This is a genomic window from Amycolatopsis aidingensis (genome assembly GCF_018885265.1).
GTDB lineage: Bacteria > Actinomycetota > Actinomycetes > Mycobacteriales > Pseudonocardiaceae > Amycolatopsis > Amycolatopsis aidingensis.
Genome location: NZ_CP076538.1, coordinates 6,711,512 through 6,730,780 on the forward strand (window position 1 = coordinate 6,711,512; position 19,269 = coordinate 6,730,780).

The following is a 19,269-nucleotide window of genomic DNA, read 5'->3' on the forward strand; positions in this document are numbered from 1 at the left end:
TGGCTACCACCATCCCTGCTTCGAACCTGTGTTCGAACACTAGCGCGGGGGTCCGACAGTTTCCGGTGGGACCTTCAGAGCTTGACCATGGGGACGCTGCCGATCAGCATCAGGCGCACCTTCCCGGAGGCGCCGAAGTCGATGGTCGCGGTGGCGCGCGGCCCGCTGCCGTCCGTGGCGACCACCGTGCCCAGCCCGTACTTGTCGTGGCTGACCCGGTCGCCGACGTCCAGCTTCATCGCCACGGTGTCCTTCCACCCCTTGAACGAGGTGGTACGCATGCCGCCCGAGGCGACCCCGGCCTGGGCGGAGTCGGCACCGAACCCGGACCGGCGGCCCCAGGTGGTCGCGGCGCGCGGCGAGCCGGAGGAGCCGCCCGCGACCGGTTCCTCCCGCCGCCATTCGACGAGCTCGGCCGGGATCTCGTCCAGGAAGCGCGAGGCCGGGTTGTTCATCGGCTGCCCCCATGCGGAGCGCACCAGCGCCCTGGAGAGGTAGAGGCGCTGCCGGGCCCTGGTGATCGCCACATAGGCCAGCCTGCGCTCCTCGGCCAGCTCCTTCGGATCACCGAGGGCGCGCAGGTGCGGGAAGATGCCGTCCTCCCAGCCGGTGCCGAACACCACCGGGTACTCCAGACCCTTGGCGGTGTGCACGGTCATCAGCGTGACCACACCGGCGTCCGCGCTGTCGTCGCTGTCCGCGTCGTCGGCGCCGTCGGCCGCCGGGATGGAGTCGGCGTCGGCAACCAGGGACACCCGCTCCAGGAACGCGGGCAGCGACCCCGGGGCGGGCACCCCGGCGGCAGCGGCCTCGGCGGCGTCGGTGGTGAGCGGGTCGGCATCGCCGGCATCGTCCGGCTCCTCCGGCGGCAGGGCGCTCTCGGTGAACTCCCTGGCTACCGTGACCAGCTCGGTGAGGTTCTCCAGCCGGGAGGCGTCCTGCGGGTCGTCGGACTCCTCCAGCTCCATCCGGTAGCCGGTGCGGTCGAGCACGGCCTCCAGCACCTCGGCCACCTCGGTGCCCTCCGCGACCAGCTCGGCCAGCCCGTCGATCAGCTCGACGAACGCCGCGATGCTCTTCTGCGAGCGGGGGTTGAGCAGCGGCAGTTTGCCCGCGACCGCGTCCCGCAGCGCGGCGGCGAAGGAGATGCGCTCCCGCTCGGCATGCGCGGCCACCACGGCCTCGGCCCGGTCGCCGATGCCCCGCTTCGGCACGTTCAGGATCCGACGCAGGCTGACCGTGTCCTCGGGGTTGGCCAGCACCCGCAGGTAGGCGAGAGCGTCACGCACCTCGCGGCGCTCGTAGAAGCGCACCCCGCCGATCACCCGGTAGGGCAGGCCGAGCCGGATGAAGATCTCCTCGAATACCCGCGACTGGTTGTTGGTCCGGTAGAAGACGGCGACGTCGGAGTAGTTCGCCTCGCCCGCGTCGGCGAGCGCGTCGATCTCGTTCGCGACGAAGGCCGCCTCGTCGTGGTCGTTGTCCGCGACATAGCCGACGATCCTGGTGCCGTCCCCCGCCTCGGTCCACAGCCGCTTGTCCCTCCGGTTCGGGTTCCGCGCGATCACCGCGTTGGCCGCGGACAGGATGGTCTGCGTCGAGCGGTAGTTCTGCTCGAGCATGATGGTGCGCGCCCGCCCGAAGTCGCGCTCGAACTCCTCGATGTTGCGGATCGTGGCGCCGCGGAAGGCGTAGATGGACTGGTCCGCGTCGCCGACGACGCACAGCTCGGCAGGCTCCACCCCGGACTCCGTCGGTTCGGTGCCCGCGAGCTCCCGCACCAGGGTGTACTGCGCGTGGTTGGTGTCCTGGTACTCGTCGACCAGGATGTGCGTGAACCGCCTGCGGTAGTGCTCGGCGACATCGGGGAAGGCCTGCAGCAGCTCCACCGTGCGCATGATCAGGTCGTCGAAGTCGAAGGCATTGGCCGCGGCGAGCCTGCGCTGGTACTCGGCGTACACCTCGGCCACGCGGCGTTCCAGGTCGTTCGTGGCCGCGGCGGCCGCCGCCTCGGCATCCAGCAGCTCGTTCTTCAGGTTGGAGATGTGCACGGCCAGCGTGCGCGCCGGGTAGCGCTTGGCATCCAGGTCGAGGTCCCTGGCCACCAGGGTGATCAGCCGCCGCGCGTCATCGGCGTCGTAGATGGAGAAGTTCGAGGACATCTCCAGCGTCTTGGCCTCACGGCGCAGCAGGCGTACGCACATCGAGTGAAAGGTGGACACCCACATGGCGTTCGCCCTGCGCCCGACCAGCTCGCTCACCCGCTCGCGCATCTCGGCCGCGGCCTTGTTGGTGAAGGTGATGGCCATGACCTGCCCGGGATGCACCCCACGTTCGGCGAGCAGGTAGGCGATCCGCCTGGTCAGCACCCTGGTCTTGCCGGATCCCGCGCCCGCGACCACCAGCAGCGGTGTGCCGGTGTGCTCGACCGCGGCCCGCTGGGCCGGGTTCAGGTCCCCGAGCAACTCGGCATGCCGGTTCTCGGTCGGATTGTCGGCGGGGAGATCGAAGAGGGTGCTCATCAAGGGTCCACGCTACCCGGGGGCACCGACGGAGTTCGAAGGTTGGCACGGGTATGGAAGTGGGAGTTGCCCGAACCTGTGCCATACTCGGGGCATGCGCCACCACGCGTTCCGATTTTTTTACGGGATCCGGACTCCGGCTCCCGTGATCGCGTAGCGCGCAAACCGCCATCACCAAGCCCCGGAGTCCCGCGGACCCGGGGCTTCGATGAGCTCGGGACCAGCGGGGGTCCGGACCAACCGGAGGTCGGAGATGAACACGCGAACCGAGAATGCGGACGGATCGACCCAGGTCCCGCCCCCCGCGGAGATCGATGCTCTGCGCACCGAGATCGATCAGCTGGACGCCGAGATCCTGCGGCTGGTCAAACGCAGGGTGGAGGTGTCAAGGACGATCGGCGCCGCCAGAATGGCCGCGGGCGGCACCCGGATCGTCTACAACCGGGAGATGGACGTGCTCGCCCGCTACCGCGAACTCGGGCCCGAGGGCCGCCAGCTCGCGATGGCGCTGCTCAACCTCGGCCGCGGCAGGCTGGGCCGCTGAGCAGGCCGCCGAACCGGCCGCCGACGATGTGAACCGCGGGCGAACTCAGGGTGTTTCCCGGAGCCGGAACGCGGCGATGAGAGGCACACTGGTGGTATGGAAACGATCGTCAACCTGATCGCCGTGATCGTCGCTATCGCGAGCGTGCTCGCCGCGCTCGGACATGCCGGCTACCTTGGCATGCTCTACAGCGCGGCGAACAAGCGCGCCGGTGGGTCGCCCATCGCGCAGTACGTGCGGACCAGGTGGGCGCTCGCCGGCGGTACCACCGCCGCCTCGCTGCTCGCCTGGCTGATGACCGCGGGCGGCCCGACCCTGGACGTGCTCGCGATCCTGCTCGCGCTGGGCAGTGGCGCGGTCGCCACCAAGGCACTGCAGTCCACCCAGGCGCGGTACCGCAGCGGCGGCTGAGCCGCTCGGCCGAACCTCCGGCCGCGTTACCCGTTCGGCTGCGCCCGTCGGAGTGAAACCGGCCCTCCGGTGCCACCAATCCGGAGGAAGGCTCCTACTCTGGTGCGGGTGAGGTCCAACGCGTGCATCATGCGGTCGGCAAGTTGCCGTGCAAGTGCAGCGTGGCGTGCATATGCTCAGTGCACCAGTCGTTCCACCGCCTCGATTGCTCCGATTGGCGGAACGACACCCGGAATGCCATCAGCAGGCGCGAGGGGAGGGGTCCACCCAGTATGAATGGCGGGGCCGAATCCATTGAGCATCGCGCAGCACATACCGCGCACGCGGGCAGGCACCGGAGGGAACGGGCAGGCACCTGGACGCCCGCTGTCCCCGCCCAGCACGGGGCGAGCAGGCACCGGGCCGCCGAGGACCCGCTGGAAGCCTCGGTCAGCGGCTCGCTGCCGATGACCGGTGCCCGCCGCGCGGGCGCCGAGCCCGGCTGCCGGGCCGGGTACCTGGCCACCCATGGTGAGCTCCCGGTGGTCGTGCCGGAGCAGCCGACGGTGCCGACGCCGGTGACCCGCTCCGCACCGGAGGCCGGTGACCTGGCGGAACAGGCCGGGGACGACGCACCCACGGTGCGCCGCAAGCGGGTCACCCTCACCCCCCGGCCGGAGGCGGAACCGGCCACCGACGAGGAGATCCGGCTGTACGTGGCGCCCCCACCGGACGGCCTCGGCAAGTTCGACCTCGGTTCGGTGCCCGCATCGGTCACCCCCCCGCGGAGCTGGCGCAAGGCCGCCTGGTTCGCCACGGCCTCCTCCGGCGGTGTGGTCGTCGCCCTGCTGTTCGCCGGATCGCTGCTGGTGAGCAACCCCTCCGACCCGGAAACGCAGGCCATCGACGGATGGCCGGACTCATCGGGCGGGCAGCCGTCGATCAGCGGTGAGGCCGCGGCCAGCCAGGCCAGCAGCACCGGCGCGACGCCGACCGGAACCACCGAGGGCAATGCCTCGCTCGGCAAGTCGCGCAGCGGACTCGCCGGCTCCGGGTCGGGCGCCAGCTTCCCCGAACACAGCACCGCCGCCTCGACCACGCGGACCACCACCCCTGCGGCCACCAGCACCGGCACGCCGATCAAACCGCCGGTCACCAGGGCGCCGAAGAGCACGGCCAACCCCCGGCACGTGGTGATGTTCTTCGACCCGGAGACCATGGGCAAGCGCTCCGAGGACTACCTCAACCTGGTCACCGAGGACGCCGCGCAGGCGCACCAGCTCACCACCGGCACCCTCGCCGCCGAAGGACCGGACGGCCTGCGCCGCCGGTACGCCGAGATCGCCTACTTCGAGGTCAAGCAGGTCTACATCGACCCGAACCAGGGCTACACGATCAACACGGTCACCGTGACGCACCACGACGGCAGCAAGACCAGCCAGCAACGGACCCTGGTCTTCGACGAGAGCAACAAGATCGAGAAGGACGCCCGGTAACGGATCGAACGCAGAGCGCGATAACCCGTTCACCTGCGGTTGCACGTGCGTAGAACACGTCCCGTTGCACGTGCAGTGCGGCGAGTGGCGACAGGTTGCGCTAGTCGGGTGACATGCGCTGCCGCTCGTCGTGCTCCGACAGCAGTCCACCGATAGAGACTGGTCGCATCGGACGCGACCGGGTTCGCTGATCGCTAGAGGTTCACAGTTTGTCCTTGAGCCAACCAGCCAGACGACCCCGAAAACGAGGCGAACCGGTCGTGCAAGACGGGATCCGCACCGGACGGCAGAGCTACTCGGGCAGCCACCCCGACAGCCGGTCCGTCCGCGTCGAAGACCTACTGTGCGCGGAGCTTCTCGATGACGAGATGGTCGACCGCGAGCATCTCCGCCAGGTACTCCGCGAACCGCGGCAGTACCTGCGGCGTGTCCCGGCCGGATCGCGTGCCGAGGAACGGCCGAGCGAGCAGCCGCCGCCGGTGCGGCCGGAGAGCACGCTGGCCCGGCGTTCCAAGCTGGCCGCGCTGATGCTGGCCGGGGTGCTGCTCTCCGGCTCGGTGGTGACCGCCTCGCTGCTCGCCGACGACCGCGAGGCCCCGCGGCCGGATCGGCTGGAGATCACCGGGCCCGCCGCGCTCGGCGGGTTCGCGATGCCCGAGACCGGACGGGCGGACAGCGCAGGCGGCTCCGGCGGTGGGCCTGGACCGGAGACCGGCACGAGCACGACCACCGCGCGGGCGGCCGAAGGCGCGCGCACCGGCCCCGCGGGCAGCCCGGCCACGGAAGCAACCGCGGAGCAACCGGCCACGGCCGAGTCTGCGGTGACCGCGCAGGCAACCCAGCGCGCGGACCGGGTCGCCCTGGTCGAGGAGTTCTACCAGCGGGTACGCGAGAATCCCGTGGACGCGCTCGCGTTGCTGGACCCGCTACTGGCCGGCGACCGGCCGGAGACGCTCGTGCAGGCCTGGAGCTCGATGGGATCACTCACCGTGGAGAGCCTGCAGACCCTGGCCGACGGCTCGGTGCGGGCGGTGATCATCGTGCCGCAACCGGACGGCCAGCGGGTGCGGATCACGCAGTTGCTGGAGTTCACCTCCGGCGCGGCCCCGCTGATCAGCCAGGCTACCCTGCTGTCCGCCCAGCACGCCTGAACGGCCGCGCCGGCCGGGTCCGGGCGGCGGCCATGCCGGTAGCCTGCGCCGCACCGGCGAAGCGTGCCGCGTGCATGTGCACAGAGTGAACACCTAGCCTTGCACAGGTCAGTCTCGGCAAACCGGCACACAGGTGGCGAACATGTGCATACGCTCCAGCAAATACGGCGCGTGGCCTTCGCTGTCCTACGCTCCGCCCGTGCCCTGAAGATAATGACGGAGCCCCAGAAGGAGGCCGCGTGAGCGACGAGGGTCACCTGGTCGCCGGCCGATACCGCATCGTCCAGCGGCTCGGTACCGGCGCGATGGGCGCCGTCTGGCAGGCCCAGGACGAGGTTCTGCACCGCACGGTCGCGATCAAGCAGTTGCTGCTGCAGCCGGGGCTGGACGAGGACGAGGCCGAGGACGCGCGGCAGCGCACGATGCGGGAGGGCCGGATCGCCGCCCGCCTGCACCACCCCAACGCGATCACCGTGTTCGACGTGGTCACCGACGACCACGGCCAGCCCTGCCTGATCATGGAGTACCTGGCCTCCACCAGCCTCGCCGCCGTGCTGCAGGAACGGACCCTGCCGCCGCTCGAGGTCGCCAGGATCGGCGCGCAGGTGGCCGCCGCGCTGGCCGAGGCGCACGCCTACGGGATCGTGCACCGGGACATCAAGCCGGGCAACATCCTGCTCGCGGGCAACGGCGCCGTGAAGATCACCGACTTCGGCATCTCCCGGGCCAAGGACGATGTCACCGTGACCAAGACCGGCATGATCGCCGGCACCCCGGCCTACCTTGCCCCCGAGGTCGCGATCGGCGGCGACCCCGGCCCGGAGTCGGATGTGTTCTCCCTCGGCTCCACCCTGTACGCGGCCACCGAGGGCCAGCCGCCGTTCGGGCTCAGCGAGAACACCCTCGGCCTGCTGCACGCCGTCGCGGCCGGGCAGATCAACCCGCCGCGGCAGTCCGGGCCGCTGGCCAGCGTGCTCGCCGTGCTGCTGCACCCGGAGATCGAGCACCGGCCGACCGCGGAGGAGTGCGAGGAGCTGCTTGCCGCCGTGGCCCGTGGGGAGACCCCGCTGGGCGGGCCCACCGGTGCCGCGGACGCCACCACCATCGCCCCCGCCCTCGGCGCGGCCGCGCTCGGCGCGGGCGCGGGTGCCGCGGCCGGGGCGGCGCTGGCCGAGGAGGACCTGCCCTCCGGCCACTCCGGCACCCTCGGCGACGCCGGGCCGGACTTCTATGCCGATGTGCCGGACGAGGATTACGCCCCGGCCAGCGGCTTTCCCGAGCAGGACTACGACTCCTACCGGGCGCAGGGGCCGGACGCGACCCGCGCGGTCCCCGCAGGTGCCTACGCGGACTACGAGCCCTACGACGACTATCCGGGCGAGTACCAGGACGACTACCAGGATTACGCGGATCCCTACGAGGATGACCGCCCCGCCCCGCCGGAGGCGGATCCCGACGAGGAAGAGGAACGGGGCAACTGGAAGCTGCCCGCCGCGATCGGCACAATCGTGGTCGCCGGGCTGGTCGCGCTCGGGGTGTGGCTGTTCAGTGGCCCGAAGGGCAATGACGAGGCGGACCAGGACCCGGTGCAGCCGCCAGCGGACACCACCAGCTCAGCGCCGGTGACCACGACCACCTCGGCGGAGCCCACCAGCACCGAACCGACCGAGGAACCGGACCCGACCAGCGACCGCAGCAGGTCCCGCCAGCCGGAGGACAACAACCCGCCCCCGCAGCCACCGCCGCCGGACCCGCCGGAGCCGACCGACGAACCGGACCCGACCACGACCACCACGACGACCAAGAGCAAGACGACGACCTCGCCGCCGGACCCGCCAGATCCGACCACGACGGAAGAATCGGGCTGACCCTCGCGGCGCTCGGCTCAGCCGATCACCGTAAACCCGTTAGGCTGAAAGGAAGTTCTTGACTGCCAGCGGAGATGAGGGCCTTGTGACGCCGGAAGGCACACTCGTCAGTGGACGGTACCGCCTTGATCAGCCGATCGGCCGGGGCCGCGCGGGGATCGTGTGGCTTGCCTTCGACACCCGATTGCACCGGACCGTCGCGGTGAAACGGCTGTTCGTGCGGCCGGATCTCGACCCCGCCGCGGCCGAGCAAGCCAGGCAGGTCGCCCTGCGGGAGGGCAAGGACGCCATCCGGGTGGTGCACGCCTGCGCCATCACCGTGCACGACGCGCTGCGCGAGGGTGACGACGTCTGGCTGGTCATGGAGTACGTCCCTTCCAGGAACATGGCGGACTTCCTCGCCGAGTACGGCACGCTGACCCCGGAACAGGCCGCGGCACTGGGCATCCACCTCGGCTCGGCGCTAGCCGCTGCGCACGCCGTCGGGGTGCCGCACCGGGTGCTGGAGCCGAGCAACGTACTGCTCGCGGACGATGGCGGTGTCAAGATCACCGATATCGGCATCTCGGACGCCAGCCCCGACCCCGCCTACCGTGCGCCGGAGGTGGCCAGGGGTGAACCGGCCACCGCGGCCGCCGACGCGTTCTCCCTTGGCGCCACCCTGTTCGCCGCGGTCGAGGGGGTCCCGCCGTTCGGCCCGGACGGCACGGGGGCGCAGGCCGCGCCGCAGCGCACCGGCCCGCTCACCGGCGCGCTGCTGAAGCTGTTGCGCACCGAACCGGACCTGCGGCCGACGATGAATGACACGGTCAAGGCGCTGGGCGCGATCACCCAGGGCCAGCAGACCGCGTTCGTGCCCCCTACCGCACCACCCATGCCGACCGTGCCGGTGATGCGCACCCCGCAGCAGGTTGAGCAGGCCCCGGCGGCCGCGCCGCCCCCGGTACGGCCCGGCCAGCAGGCGCCCGCACCGACGCGCAGCGGCCCGGACACGCGGAAGTGGGTCATCACCGCCATCGCGATCGTGCTCGCCGTGGTGATCGGGGTGCTGTTCGCCGAACTCGTCCTGGTCTAGGCGCTGTCAGGGGGCGGGGCTCATCGCCGCCAGCAGGGCGGCGACGGCGGGTTGCTCCCGCGCATGCGGGGCGAGCACGGCATGAATCGGACGTACCGGCTGCGGGTTGCGCAGCCTGCTCAGCACCACCCCTGGATGCGGGGCGCCGAGCCCGAGCGCCGGGATCACGGTGACCCCGAGTCCGGCCGCCACGAAGCCCTGCGAGGTCTGGTAGTCCTCCGCCTCGACCACGAAGTTCGGGGTGAACCCGGCCGCGCCGCAGGCGTCCACCAGGATCTCCCGGCACGGCCCAGGCGCGGGCCACTCGTTGCCGATCCACGGCTCCTCGGCGAGGTCGGCAAGGTCCAGCACCCGTTTGCCTGCCAGCCGATGCCCTTTCGGCAGCACCGCCCGGTACGGATCGTCCAGCAGGTGCACGAACTCCAGGTTCCGGTTACGCCGGTTGCCGCCCGCGGACACCACGATCGCCACATCGGCTTCGCCGGATGCCACCATCGGCAGCGGGTCCTCCGGTTCGAACAGCCGCAGGTCGAGCCGGATACCCGGGTACTCGCGGCGGACCGCGGCCACGGCCGGTGGCACCAGTGCGGCGCCCGCGGTGGCGAAGTACCGGATCGCCAGCCTGCCGGTACGGCCTGCCTTCAGTTCGGCGAGCGCCGACTCCGCCCTGCCCAGCTGGGTGCTGACCAGCTCGGCATGCTCGGAAAGCAACGTGCCGGCCGCGGTGGGCCGGACACCCCGGCCGACCCGCTCCAGCAGGACCGTACCCGCCTCCCGTTCCAGAGTGGACAGTTGCTGGCTGACCGCGGAGGGCGTGTATCCGAGATTCCGCGCGGCGGCGGTAATCGAGCCGCTGGTCACCACCGCCCGTAACACCAGCATCCGCCGCACGTCCAGCATCCCTTCATCTTACAGTTCTACTGAAACCTGCCTGCACAAAATTTCGCTTGTTCTTATGTCTGGCGCTCGCCAGTGTCGTCGGTGACAACCTGGTGGATCACGAGGAAGTACTGGGGGCAGGGGTGAGCGAAGGCAGGACGCTGCTGCGGATGGGCGTGCTCGCGCTGATGTGGGGATCGAGCTTCTTCTGGATCAAGCTCGGGCTGAACGCCTTCTCCCCGGTCCAGCTGGTGCTGGTCCGGCTCCTCCTCGGCGCGGCCGTACTGCTGGTGCTGTGCTACAGCTACCGCGACCGGCTGCCCAGCGGCGGCCGGATCTGGCTGCACCTGGGGGTGGCGGCGCTGTTCCACAACGCGCTGCCCTTCCTGCTGTTCGCGATCGGGGAGCTGACCGTGGACTCCGGCACCACCGGGGTGCTGAACGCGACGACCCCGCTGTGGGCGCTGGTGGTCGCCCTGCTGTGGCGCACCGAACGCGGGCTGAACCCCGCTCGGATCTGCGGCCTGGTCACCGGGCTGGCCGGCACGGTGCTGATCTTCGCGCCGTGGCAGGCCAGTGACCTGCTGAGCTGGGGCTCGGTGGCGATCCTCGCGGGCGCGATGAGCTACGGTTTCGTGTTCGTCTACGAGCAGCGGTTCCTCACCGCCTCCGGGGCCTCCCCGGTCGCGCTGGCCGGGTCGCAGATGCTGGCAGCCAGCGGGTTCCTGGTACTGGCTATGCCCTTCGGCGGGCTGGGCCCGATCCAACTGGATCCCGGCGCGGTGCTCGCGGTGGTGGTACTGGGTGTGTTCTCCACCGGGATCGCGTTCGCGGTGAACTACCGGCTGCTGGCCGAGGAGGGCGCGGTGGCCGCGGCGACGGTCGGCTACCTGATGCCGGTGGTGTCCATCCTGCTCGGCACGCTGTTGCTGAACGAGCAGCTGAACCTGCGGGTGGTGGCCGGGATGGTGGTGGTGCTGCTCGGGGTCGCGCTGACCAGGGTCCGCCGGAACGGGGCCGGGGCGCGGGCGGAACCGGAACCGGCCGCGGGGGCACCGCAGGGATCAGGAACTCTCCCCTGACTCCTCGGTTTCCCCTGCTTCCTCGGCCTGCCGCGCCTCCCTGGCGCGTTCCCTGCGCTGCCGTTCCCGCCTGCTGTAGGTGGCCTGCAACACCGACTCCTCCGACTCGACGCTGGAGCCGAGCGCGCCGGCCACGGTGCCCATCGAGCTGGCCAGCCACACCAGGCCGAGGTAGTCGGTCAGGTCGACCGGATGTCCCAGCCTGGTGGCGAGGAATCCGCTTGAGATGACGACCACGGCCGCCAGCAGGGTCAGCCCGAACAGCAGGACGTACATGCAGCTCACCCCGATCACCAGGGTGAGGATCGAGGCGAGGTTGTACAGCACGGCCTCCTGCCGGGAGCCAAGGTGCCGCGTGCTCTCCCACAGCGAGTTGTGCACGATCATCCAGACGACCATCGCGGTCACCGCGAACACGCTGATCACCGCGAGCCGCGCCGGGCTGAGCGCGTCGGCCATGGACCAGATCGAGGGGAAGAACACCCCGAAGGCCGCGGTCGCCCCGGCGGCCGCGATGGCCCCGGACAGGCTGGGCACCAGCCGCCACGGCCGGTTGTCCCGGACCAGCCCGAACAGCAGCCGCAGCCGCCCGCGGAGCCCGACCAGGGTCAACGCGGCGTCCAGGTGCTCGTCGGGTGAGTTCACCCTCCGTACCGGGGAGATCCGCTCCAGCGGCCTGCGCAGGCCGCGATGCGCCGTCCCGGCCGGGCGGCCGTACTCCGACAGCTCCTCCACCAGCACGGCGAGGGTGCGCAGGGCATGTGTGCGCAGCCGCAGCCAGCCGATCGCGGGCAGGGCGGCCAGCGCGACCCGGTGCCGGGCGCTGAGGTCGGCGATCACCGGCCGCTCGCGCAGCCTGCGCGGCAGGTCGGTGAGGCAGATCATCAGGTCCCAGCCCTCGCGGGGCATTTTTTCCTTGGCGTGCTCGACGATCGGGATGCGGTTGTGCTCGTCCAGGATGAGCGGTTCGGAGACCACCCTGACCTCCCAGTGCACCTGGTCGCCGATCCGTTCGGCCAGCGTCCGCGGCAGCTGGTGGCACAGTCGCTGGGCCAGCTCGGTGGGCAGGCCCGGGTCGGCGAGCAGCCCGATGACACAGGTCCTGCCCGTGGTCGCCATGATCGTGTTCCCCTCCGGTCCCTGGTTACCGGAGGCAGGACTACCCCGTCCGGGGTTTGCGCAATCCCGTCAGACGAGCCTGCGGTCGGATGCCCACCGGGAGAGCTCGTAGCGGTTGGACAGCTGGGTCTTGCGCAGCACGCTGGACACGTGCGTCTCCACGGTCTTCACCGAGATGAACAGCTCTGAGGCGATCTCCTTGTAGGCGTACCCTCGCGCCAGCAGGCGCAGCACGTCCCGCTCGCGCGGGGTGAGCAGGTCCAGCTCCGGATCGCTGATCGGCGCCGAACCCGGCCGGTCGGCGAAAGCGTCCAGCACGAAGCCGGCCAGCCGCGGGGAGAACACCGCGTCCCCCTCGGCGACCCTGACCACCGCGCGCACCAGCTCCTTGGAGGAGATCGTCTTGGTGACGTAACCGCGGGCGCCCGCGCGGATCACCGCGATCACGTCCTCGGCCGCGTCGGAGACCGACAGCGCGAGGAACACCACCTCCGGCAACTCGGGGCGCAGCCTGCGGAGAACCTCGGCGCCGCCACCATCCGGCATGTGCACGTCGAGCAGCACCACCTGCGGCCGCGCCCTGGTGATCCCGGTCACCGCCTCGGTGACCGACCCGGCCTCACCGACCACCTCCACCTCGTCGGTGATCGACTCCAACTCGGCACGGACCCCGGCCCGGAACAGCGCGTGGTCGTCCACCAGGAAGACCTTCACCGGCCCGGCGGGCCGCCCGGCCTGCTCCGTGCTCTCGTTCTCTGTCACGACGCTCCTCACCCGTCAACCGTCTCGGCTAGCTCGAGGCCGCCTGGCCCGACGCCGCCGCGGCCGAGGACTTACTCGCCTTCAGCGGCATCTCCAGCTGCACCTCGGTGCCCTCCCCCTGCGCGGTGCGCAGCCTGCAGCTTCCGCCGTTGCGCTCCATCCTGCCCCGGATCGAATCCGCGAGGCCATGCCGGTCGGCTGGAACGAGGTCCGGGTCGAAGCCCTTACCGCGGTCCCGCACGAAGACGGTCACCGAACCGGCCTCCACCTCGGCGTACACGCTGACCTCCTGCACCCCGGCGTGCTTGGCCGCGTTCACCATGGCTTCCCTCGCGGCCTGCACCAGCGCGCCCAGCGCCCCGTCGAGCTCGGCCTCGCCGACGACGACCTGCTGCACCGACACGGCGAAGGTGTCCTCCACCTCGCCACAGGCCTGCGCCAGCGCGGCGGAGAACTGCCCGCCCGCGGTGTCCGAGGCGTCCTGGCCGCCCCGGTCCGATGGCCTGCCGTAGCCGGAGGGGCCGTAGAGCCAGCCGCGCAGTTCCCGTTCCTGGCTGCGCGCCAGCCGGGCCACCTCCCGCGGCGAGTCGGCCTGCTTCTGGATCAGCGCCAGCGTCTGTAGCACCGAGTCGTGCAGGTGCGCGGCGATCTCGGCGCGTTCCTCGGTGCGGATCCTGGCCCTGCGTTCCTCGCCGAGGTCACCGACCAGCCGCAGCCAGAACGGCACGGTGAGCACCGCGACCCCGACCAGGGTGGCCAGCACGGCGATCAGCGCGAACTGGATCTGGTCCAGGCTTCCGGTGCGCAGCACCACCACCCCGATGCCGGTCACCACCAGCGCCACGCCTGCGAACACCCGGATCGCCGCCGACCAGCCGCCGCCCCCGACGACGACGTCGGTCACCCCGGATTTGGCGCCGTCCCGCCAGCGGCGGCGCTGTGACTCGTCGGCCTCCCGCCAGACCACGGCGAAGCCGACGATCACCACGGCTACCGGGATGGCAACCCAGCCGCTGAACACCCCCGCGATCGCGCCGCTGGCCACGGCCAGCCCGACACCGAGGGCGAGCAGCCCGAACGCCTGCTGCCGTTCCCGCGACTCCCTCGCGGGCGCGGCGGTGTCCTTCTCGTGCGGGGCCTGCGGGACGAACACCCAGAGCAGACCGTAGGCGAGCAGCCCGGCGCCGCCGAACCCGGCCAGCAGGGCGAAGGCCACTCGCACCCAGAGCACCCGCAGGTCGAGGTGGTCGGCCAGCCCGCTGGCGACCCCGGCCAGTGCCCGGCCGGACCGGCGCCGGTACATGGTGGCCGGTTCGGCGGGCTCGGCAGGCAGCACCGTGCCGGGCACGGTGGGCACGGTGGCGCCCCCGGTCGCCTTCCGCTCCTCCGGCCCGGGCTGCCGGGTGACCTGTTCCTGCACGTTGCCCATGGTCACACGGCCGGGGCGGCTTTTCATCAGGGAAAGCCCCGATCCGCCGAGTCCTGTTCCGTGGTCGGGTTGTTCCGGTCCGCAATGCGCCACGCCAGCGCGGTGACCTGCGACGACCTCCCGCCCGTCGCCCACCACCACCCAAGCGGTGGCGCTGCGCGCCGCGGTGCCCCCACCCTGGCATGGCGGCCCGCGGTCGCTGGGTCGTTCTGAACAACCCTCCCATCTCAGGGGTCTCCCCCGATGTGCGTACGCGGCCGAGCACGCATGCTGGACGGTATGAGTGGCGCGACAGCGACGAACGCGTCGGGCCCGTCCGCAGGCGGGTTCGAGTACACGGTGAAGGATTTCTGGGCCAGCAGGCCGCGGCGCCCGCATCGGGGGCGCAAGGTCGCCGGGGTGGCCGCGGCCGTCGGCAACAGGTACGGCGTGGACCCGGTCGTGGTGCGGGTCGCGCTGGTCACCGCCACCGTGTTCGGCGGCTCGGGGCTCCTGCTCTACCTGCTCGGCTGGCTGTTCTTCCCGGACGAGAGTGATGAGGTCGGGGCGGCCGAGGGGCTGATCGGGCGCGGCCGGAGCTCGACTTCCAAAGCGCTGTCCCTGGCGCTGTGCGTTGCCGTGTTCCTCAGCGCGAGCTGGGCGCTGACCGGAACCGGCTGGCTGGACGGTGGCGGGCTGATCGGGTTGGCGCTGCTGGTCGCGGCGGTCTACCTGCTGCACCGAAGCCGGGGCCACCTGCGCAGGCCGGTCGCCATCCCCGGCTACCAGGAGGGGCCGGGCGGCACGGCCTTCGCCGTACCGCTGTCCGCGCAGGCCACCGCCCCCGGCTGGGACCCACTCGGCGCCGCGCCACTGGCCTGGGACCTGCCCGACCCCAACCCCGAGCCGCCGCGGCAGGCCGAACCGGCCGAGCCGCCCGAACCGCGCAGGCGCCAGTCCAGGATCGGGGTCGCCACCTTCGGGCTCGCCGTGATCGTGGGCGCGGTGGGCGCCACGCTCACCGCCAGCGATGTCGGCTGGTTCAGCCCGGCGCACGTCATCGGGCTGATGCTCGGAGTGATCGGGATCGGCATGGTCACCGGCGCGTTCGTGCACGGCGGGCGGGGCCTGATCTGGCTGGCGCTCCCGCTTTCCCTCGCGGGCCTGCTGCTGACCTCGCTGCCGAACGACCCGTTCCGCGATGGCTTCGGCCCGGTCAATGCCACTCCGACCACGGCGGCGGCGGTGCTGCCGGAGTACCGGACCTCGGTGGGCACGATCGACCTCGACCTGCGGCAGCTACCAGCCGACGCCGAGGTGAGAACCAGGGTGGTCACCGGCGCCGGCACCGGCACGGTGTACGTACCGGCGGACGCTGACGTCACCTACACCTGCGCCACCACGGCCGGCGCGGCGAACTGCCTCGGTAACGAGCGCAGCGGCCTGGACAGCGGGCCGGTCACCGGAACGGACTTCGGCGCGGACGGCGGGCCCGGTGGCGCGAAGATCACCCTGGACGTGAGTTCCTCGATGGGCACGGCGGAGGTGCTCCGTGGCTGAGTTCGAGAACGACAACCGCGCCGCCCGGCGGGGCGTGGACTGGTTCACCCTGATCGCGGGGATCGCCACCCTGCTGGTTTCCGGTTACGTCCTTTCCGACGGGGCCAGCTGGCTGCCCGCCGCGGACCTGCGCTGGGTGCTGGCCGGTGGCGCGGTGCTGATCGGGGTGCTGATGCTGGTGTCCTCGCTGCGCGGCAAGGGGCATTGAGGTCCGGTCAGCCGGTGGCCCTGGCGACGAACTCGAAGTTGCCGGGGCCCACCGCGTTCTCCAGGGTCCGGTAGGCGGCATCGGGGTCGTCGTGCGGTCCGGGAACGTAGACCGGAACGCCGTCCTTGCCGAACCCGATCGGGCTGGGGCCGGTCCACGACCCCAGGTGGCCGGCGGCAGCGGCGAACTCCTCGTGCGGCGGAAAGCCGAGCCCGCGCGCGTACTCCACGGCGCCGAACACCAGGTGCTGGGCCAGCTCCAGCGGCACCTGCAGCGGGCCGGTCGCGAAGTTCTCGAAGAAGGCGTCCACGAACATCGGCAGCGCCTGCTGGTCCATCTCCCGCGCCGGGATCACGTTCTTCACGCCGAGGCAGTAGACGTCCACCAGGAAACCGCAGGCGGAGACCCGGTGCCGCCGCAGCGCGCGGGCCACCAGCACACCGACCAGTCCGGTGGTGCCTTCCGCGGACGTCCCGGCCGGCCAGTCCGGCCGGGGTTCGAAGGTCAGCCCTTCCTGCCAGCCGGGGCTGACCCAGCAGCCCGCGACCTCGCGGTCCCCGATCGGCGTCTCGTCCTGTGCCGCGAGCTGCCGGACCACCGGCACCACCCTCGCCCGCGGAACCCCGAGGGCGTGCGCGATCTCCTTGGGCGAGCTGCCGTTCGCGCGCAGCGCGCGCACCCGTTCGGTGAGTTCCGCTTCGTCCATGGCCGGCATCATGTCAGGCCGCCCGCGCCGGTCAGCCGATCAGGTCGGCCACGATCAGGGCCAGCCCGGCCAGGGTGGCGATAATGACGCCGACGGCGAGGAAGCGGTGCCGGGTGACCCGGTCCTCGCGCAGCTCGTCCTCGGTACGGGTCGAGATGATGAAGTGGCCACCACCCTGCGGCTTGCCGATCACCAGCGGGCCGATCCGGTCGTGCACCTCGCCGAGGACGTACAGCCTGCGGCCGGGCCGGATCACCCATTCCTTGTAGTCGAAGCCGATGGTGGAACCGTTGCCGCCGGCGACGAAGTCCGGAAGCCGGAAGCCGAACACCTCCACCGGGCCCGATCCGCCATGGTGCGGCTCGAACCGGTGCACGGTCTGCTCGGTGCCGTCCGGGGCGGTGCCGCCGGGGTCCACGCCGATGGTGCGGCCCGCATCGTCGATCAGGGCGTAGCCCTCGTGCGAGGTGTGCTCGGCGACCTTCTCGGTGCGCTTGCTGCGGTGACGCTTGCCGTCGCGGTACTCGACATGCTCGTACTGCCGGTCGATCCGGTAGCGGTACCAGACGCACTCGGTCTTGCTGATCTCGGCGGTCAGCAGCCCCTCCGGCCGGGGGTGCGCGGCACCGACCACCTCGGCGGTCCTGCGGAAACCGCCGGTGGCGCCGAGTTCGTCGGAGACCTTCCGCAGGTCCTCCAGCTGCGGGATCGTCAGCGTCTCGGTGCCGATCATCGCGTGCAGCTCACTCTTGGTGTGCCGCATGAAGAAGAAGCCCGCCACCGCCGCGCCGATCAGCAGCACACCGATGATCCACATTGTTTGGGTTCCCCCAGCCTGCTCAGTCCTACTCCCACTCGATGGTGCCCGGCGGCTTGCTGGTCACATCCAGCACCACCCGGTTCACCTCGCTCACCTCGTTGGTGATCCGGGTCGAGATCCGCTCGAGCACGTCGTAGGGTAGCCGGGTCCAGTCCGCGGTCATGGCATCTTCGCTGGAAACGGGCCGCAACACCACCGGATGGCCGTAGGTGCGGCCGTCGCCCTGCACACCGACGCTGCGCACCTCGGCCAGCAGCACCACGGGACACTGCCAGATATCGCTGTCCAGCCCGGCCGAGGTGAGCTCCTCGCGAGCGATCGCGTCCGCGGAGCGCAGGGTCTCCAGCCGGTTCGCGGTGACCTCGCCGATGATCCGGATGCCCAGCCCCGGCCCTGGGAACGGCTGGCGGTGCACGATGGTCTCCGGGAGGCCCAGTTCGAGGCCGACCCTGCGGACCTCGTCCTTGAACAGCAGGCGCAGCGGCTCGACCAGGTCGAACTGCAGATCCTCGGGCAGGCCGCCGACGTTGTGATGGCTCTTGATGTTGGCCGCGCCGGTGCCGCCGCCGGATTCCACGACATCGGGGTAGAGGGTGCCCTGTACCAGGAAGCGGTAGTCGCCCTTGGCCTTGAGGTCGCGTTCGGCCTGCTCGAAGACCCGGATGAACTCCCTGCCGATGATCTTGCGTTTCTCCTCGGGGTCGCTGACCCCGGCCAGGGCGTCCAGGAACCGCTCCCGCGCGTCCACGGTCACCAGGTTGACCCCGGTCGCCGCAACGAAGTCGCGCTCGACCTGGGTGCGCTCCCCGGAACGCAGCAGCCCGTGGTCGACGAACACGCAGGTCAGCCGGTCACCGATGGCACGCTGCACCAGCGCGGCCGCCACCGCGGAGTCCACTCCGCCGGACAGCCCGCAGATCGCGTTCGCGGCGCCGACCTGCTCCCTGATCGCCGCCACCTGCTCGTCCACGATGGACGCGGTGGTCCACTGTGGACGGATGCCCGCGATGTCCCGCAGGAACCGGCGCAGCACCTCCTGGCCGTGCGGGGAGTGCGCGACCTCCGGGTGGTACTGCACCCCGGCGAAGCGGCGGGTGGTGTCCTCGAACCCGGCCACCGGGGACACCTCGGTGGTGGCCGTGACGACCGCGCCCGCAGGCGGTTTGGTCACGCTGTCCCCGTGGCTCATCCACACCGGATGCCTTGCGGGCAGCTCGCCGTGCAGCACCCCGCCCTCGCCGCTGATCTGCACCTCGGTCCGGCCGTACTCCCGGCCGCCGGTGTGCTCGACCTCCCCGCCGAGTGCCTGGACCAGCAGCTGGTGCCCGTAGCAGATGCCGAACATCGGCACCCCCGCCTCGACCAGCGCGGGGTCCATGGCCGGGGCGCCATCCGCGTACACGCTGGCGGGCCCGCCGGAGAGGATGATCGCCGCGGGGTCCCTGGCCAGCAGCTCCGCCGCGGTCGCGGTATGCGGGACGACCTCGGAATACACCTGTGCCTCGCGGACGCGACGCGCGATCAGCTGCGCGTACTGCGCCCCGAAGTCGACCACCAGCACGGGGCCTTGTGCCACCGCGGACCTCCTGTCTAGTGCGAACGGGCGACACTATCGTCGCAGGTCCGGTCCGGACAGGTACTGGCGCGGGGCGTTCATGCGGAGGCCATCCGCGCCGAAT

General features: G+C 71.3%; 17 protein-coding genes. 9 read left to right on the forward strand and 8 right to left on the reverse strand.

Annotated elements, in window-relative coordinates; genetic code table 11:
* Positions 1 to 74: 74 nt before the first annotated feature.
* Complete coding sequence (pcrA, locus tag KOI47_RS30645) at positions 75 to 2,522, reverse strand: DNA helicase PcrA (RefSeq protein ID WP_216210335.1); 2,448 nt, start codon at positions 2,520 to 2,522, stop codon at positions 75 to 77.
* A gap of 253 nt (positions 2,523 to 2,775) precedes the next feature.
* On the opposite strand from pcrA, the gene KOI47_RS30650 reads away from it, so the two are divergent.
* From KOI47_RS30650 to KOI47_RS30675, 6 genes are all read left to right on the forward strand, one after another.
* The gene (locus tag KOI47_RS30650; protein ID WP_216210337.1) at positions 2,776 to 3,066 is read left to right on the forward strand and encodes a chorismate mutase; all 291 of its coding nucleotides are present in this window, start codon (positions 2,776 to 2,778) and stop codon (positions 3,064 to 3,066) included.
* A 96-nt stretch (positions 3,067 to 3,162) separates the two neighbouring features.
* Positions 3,163 to 3,477, forward strand: coding sequence for a hypothetical protein (locus KOI47_RS30655; RefSeq protein ID WP_216210339.1), 315 nt, complete (start codon positions 3,163 to 3,165; stop codon positions 3,475 to 3,477).
* A gap of 272 nt (positions 3,478 to 3,749) precedes the next feature.
* A complete protein-coding gene (locus KOI47_RS30660; RefSeq protein ID WP_216210341.1) occupies positions 3,750 to 4,952 on the forward strand; it encodes a hypothetical protein in 1,203 nt (400 codons plus the stop codon).
* A gap of 260 nt (positions 4,953 to 5,212) precedes the next feature.
* Positions 5,213 to 6,103, forward strand: coding sequence for a hypothetical protein (locus KOI47_RS30665; protein WP_216210343.1), 891 nt, complete (start codon positions 5,213 to 5,215; stop codon positions 6,101 to 6,103).
* 239 nt (positions 6,104 to 6,342) lie between these two features.
* Positions 6,343 to 7,971, forward strand: coding sequence for a serine/threonine-protein kinase (locus KOI47_RS30670; RefSeq protein WP_216210344.1), 1,629 nt, complete (start codon positions 6,343 to 6,345; stop codon positions 7,969 to 7,971).
* Between the two features lie 85 nt (positions 7,972 to 8,056).
* Positions 8,057 to 9,046, forward strand: coding sequence for a serine/threonine-protein kinase (locus tag KOI47_RS30675; RefSeq protein ID WP_216217669.1), 990 nt, complete (start codon positions 8,057 to 8,059; stop codon positions 9,044 to 9,046).
* A 6-nt stretch (positions 9,047 to 9,052) separates the two neighbouring features.
* Here KOI47_RS30675 and KOI47_RS30680 read toward each other — a convergent pair whose 3' ends face one another.
* Positions 9,053 to 9,946 carry a LysR family transcriptional regulator gene (locus tag KOI47_RS30680; RefSeq protein WP_216210347.1) on the reverse strand — a complete coding sequence of 298 codons (894 nt, stop codon included), beginning with the start codon at positions 9,944 to 9,946 and terminating at the stop codon, positions 9,053 to 9,055.
* 122 nt (positions 9,947 to 10,068) lie between these two features.
* Here KOI47_RS30680 and KOI47_RS30685 point away from each other — a divergent pair, with 122 nt between their 5' ends.
* Positions 10,069 to 11,007, forward strand: coding sequence for a DMT family transporter (locus tag KOI47_RS30685; protein ID WP_216217670.1), 939 nt, complete (start codon positions 10,069 to 10,071; stop codon positions 11,005 to 11,007).
* Here KOI47_RS30685 and KOI47_RS30690 read toward each other — a convergent pair.
* From KOI47_RS30690 to KOI47_RS30700, 3 genes are all read right to left on the reverse strand, one after another.
* On the reverse strand, positions 10,990 to 12,126 hold the full coding sequence (locus KOI47_RS30690) for a hypothetical protein (RefSeq protein WP_216210349.1): 1,137 nt from the start codon (positions 12,124 to 12,126) through the stop codon (positions 10,990 to 10,992). The genes KOI47_RS30685 and KOI47_RS30690 overlap by 18 nt on opposite strands.
* A 69-nt stretch (positions 12,127 to 12,195) precedes the next feature.
* Complete coding sequence (locus tag KOI47_RS30695) at positions 12,196 to 12,888, reverse strand: response regulator (protein WP_216210351.1); 693 nt, start codon at positions 12,886 to 12,888, stop codon at positions 12,196 to 12,198.
* A 28-nt stretch (positions 12,889 to 12,916) separates the two neighbouring features.
* Positions 12,917 to 14,317 (reverse strand): ATP-binding protein, encoded by a 1,401-nt coding sequence (locus KOI47_RS30700; protein ID WP_216210353.1) that lies wholly within the window; start codon positions 14,315 to 14,317, stop codon positions 12,917 to 12,919.
* A 279-nt stretch (positions 14,318 to 14,596) separates the two neighbouring features.
* Here KOI47_RS30700 and KOI47_RS30705 point away from each other — a divergent pair, with 279 nt between their 5' ends.
* Both KOI47_RS30705 and KOI47_RS30710 read left to right on the forward strand, forming a co-directional pair.
* Positions 14,597 to 15,856, forward strand: coding sequence for a PspC domain-containing protein (locus KOI47_RS30705; protein ID WP_232376364.1), 1,260 nt, complete (start codon positions 14,597 to 14,599; stop codon positions 15,854 to 15,856).
* Complete coding sequence (locus KOI47_RS30710; RefSeq protein ID WP_216210357.1) at positions 15,849 to 16,064, forward strand: hypothetical protein; 216 nt, start codon at positions 15,849 to 15,851, stop codon at positions 16,062 to 16,064. The genes KOI47_RS30705 and KOI47_RS30710 overlap by 8 nt, the downstream gene beginning before the upstream one ends.
* A gap of 7 nt (positions 16,065 to 16,071) precedes the next feature.
* Here KOI47_RS30710 and KOI47_RS30715 read toward each other — a convergent pair whose 3' ends face one another.
* From KOI47_RS30715 to guaA, 3 genes are read right to left on the reverse strand one after another with little or no spacing between them, the layout of a single operon-like run.
* Positions 16,072 to 16,770 (reverse strand): helix-turn-helix domain-containing protein, encoded by a 699-nt coding sequence (locus tag KOI47_RS30715; protein ID WP_216210359.1) that lies wholly within the window; start codon positions 16,768 to 16,770, stop codon positions 16,072 to 16,074.
* Between the two features lie 31 nt (positions 16,771 to 16,801).
* Positions 16,802 to 17,587, reverse strand: a complete 786-nt coding sequence (locus tag KOI47_RS30720) for an E3 ubiquitin ligase family protein (protein WP_216210360.1) — start codon at positions 17,585 to 17,587, stop codon at positions 16,802 to 16,804.
* Positions 17,588 to 17,615: 28 nt separating this feature from the next.
* The gene (guaA, locus tag KOI47_RS30725; protein ID WP_216210362.1) at positions 17,616 to 19,166 is read right to left on the reverse strand and encodes a glutamine-hydrolyzing GMP synthase; all 1,551 of its coding nucleotides are present in this window, start codon (positions 19,164 to 19,166) and stop codon (positions 17,616 to 17,618) included.
* Between the last annotated feature and the right edge of the window lie 103 nt (positions 19,167 to 19,269).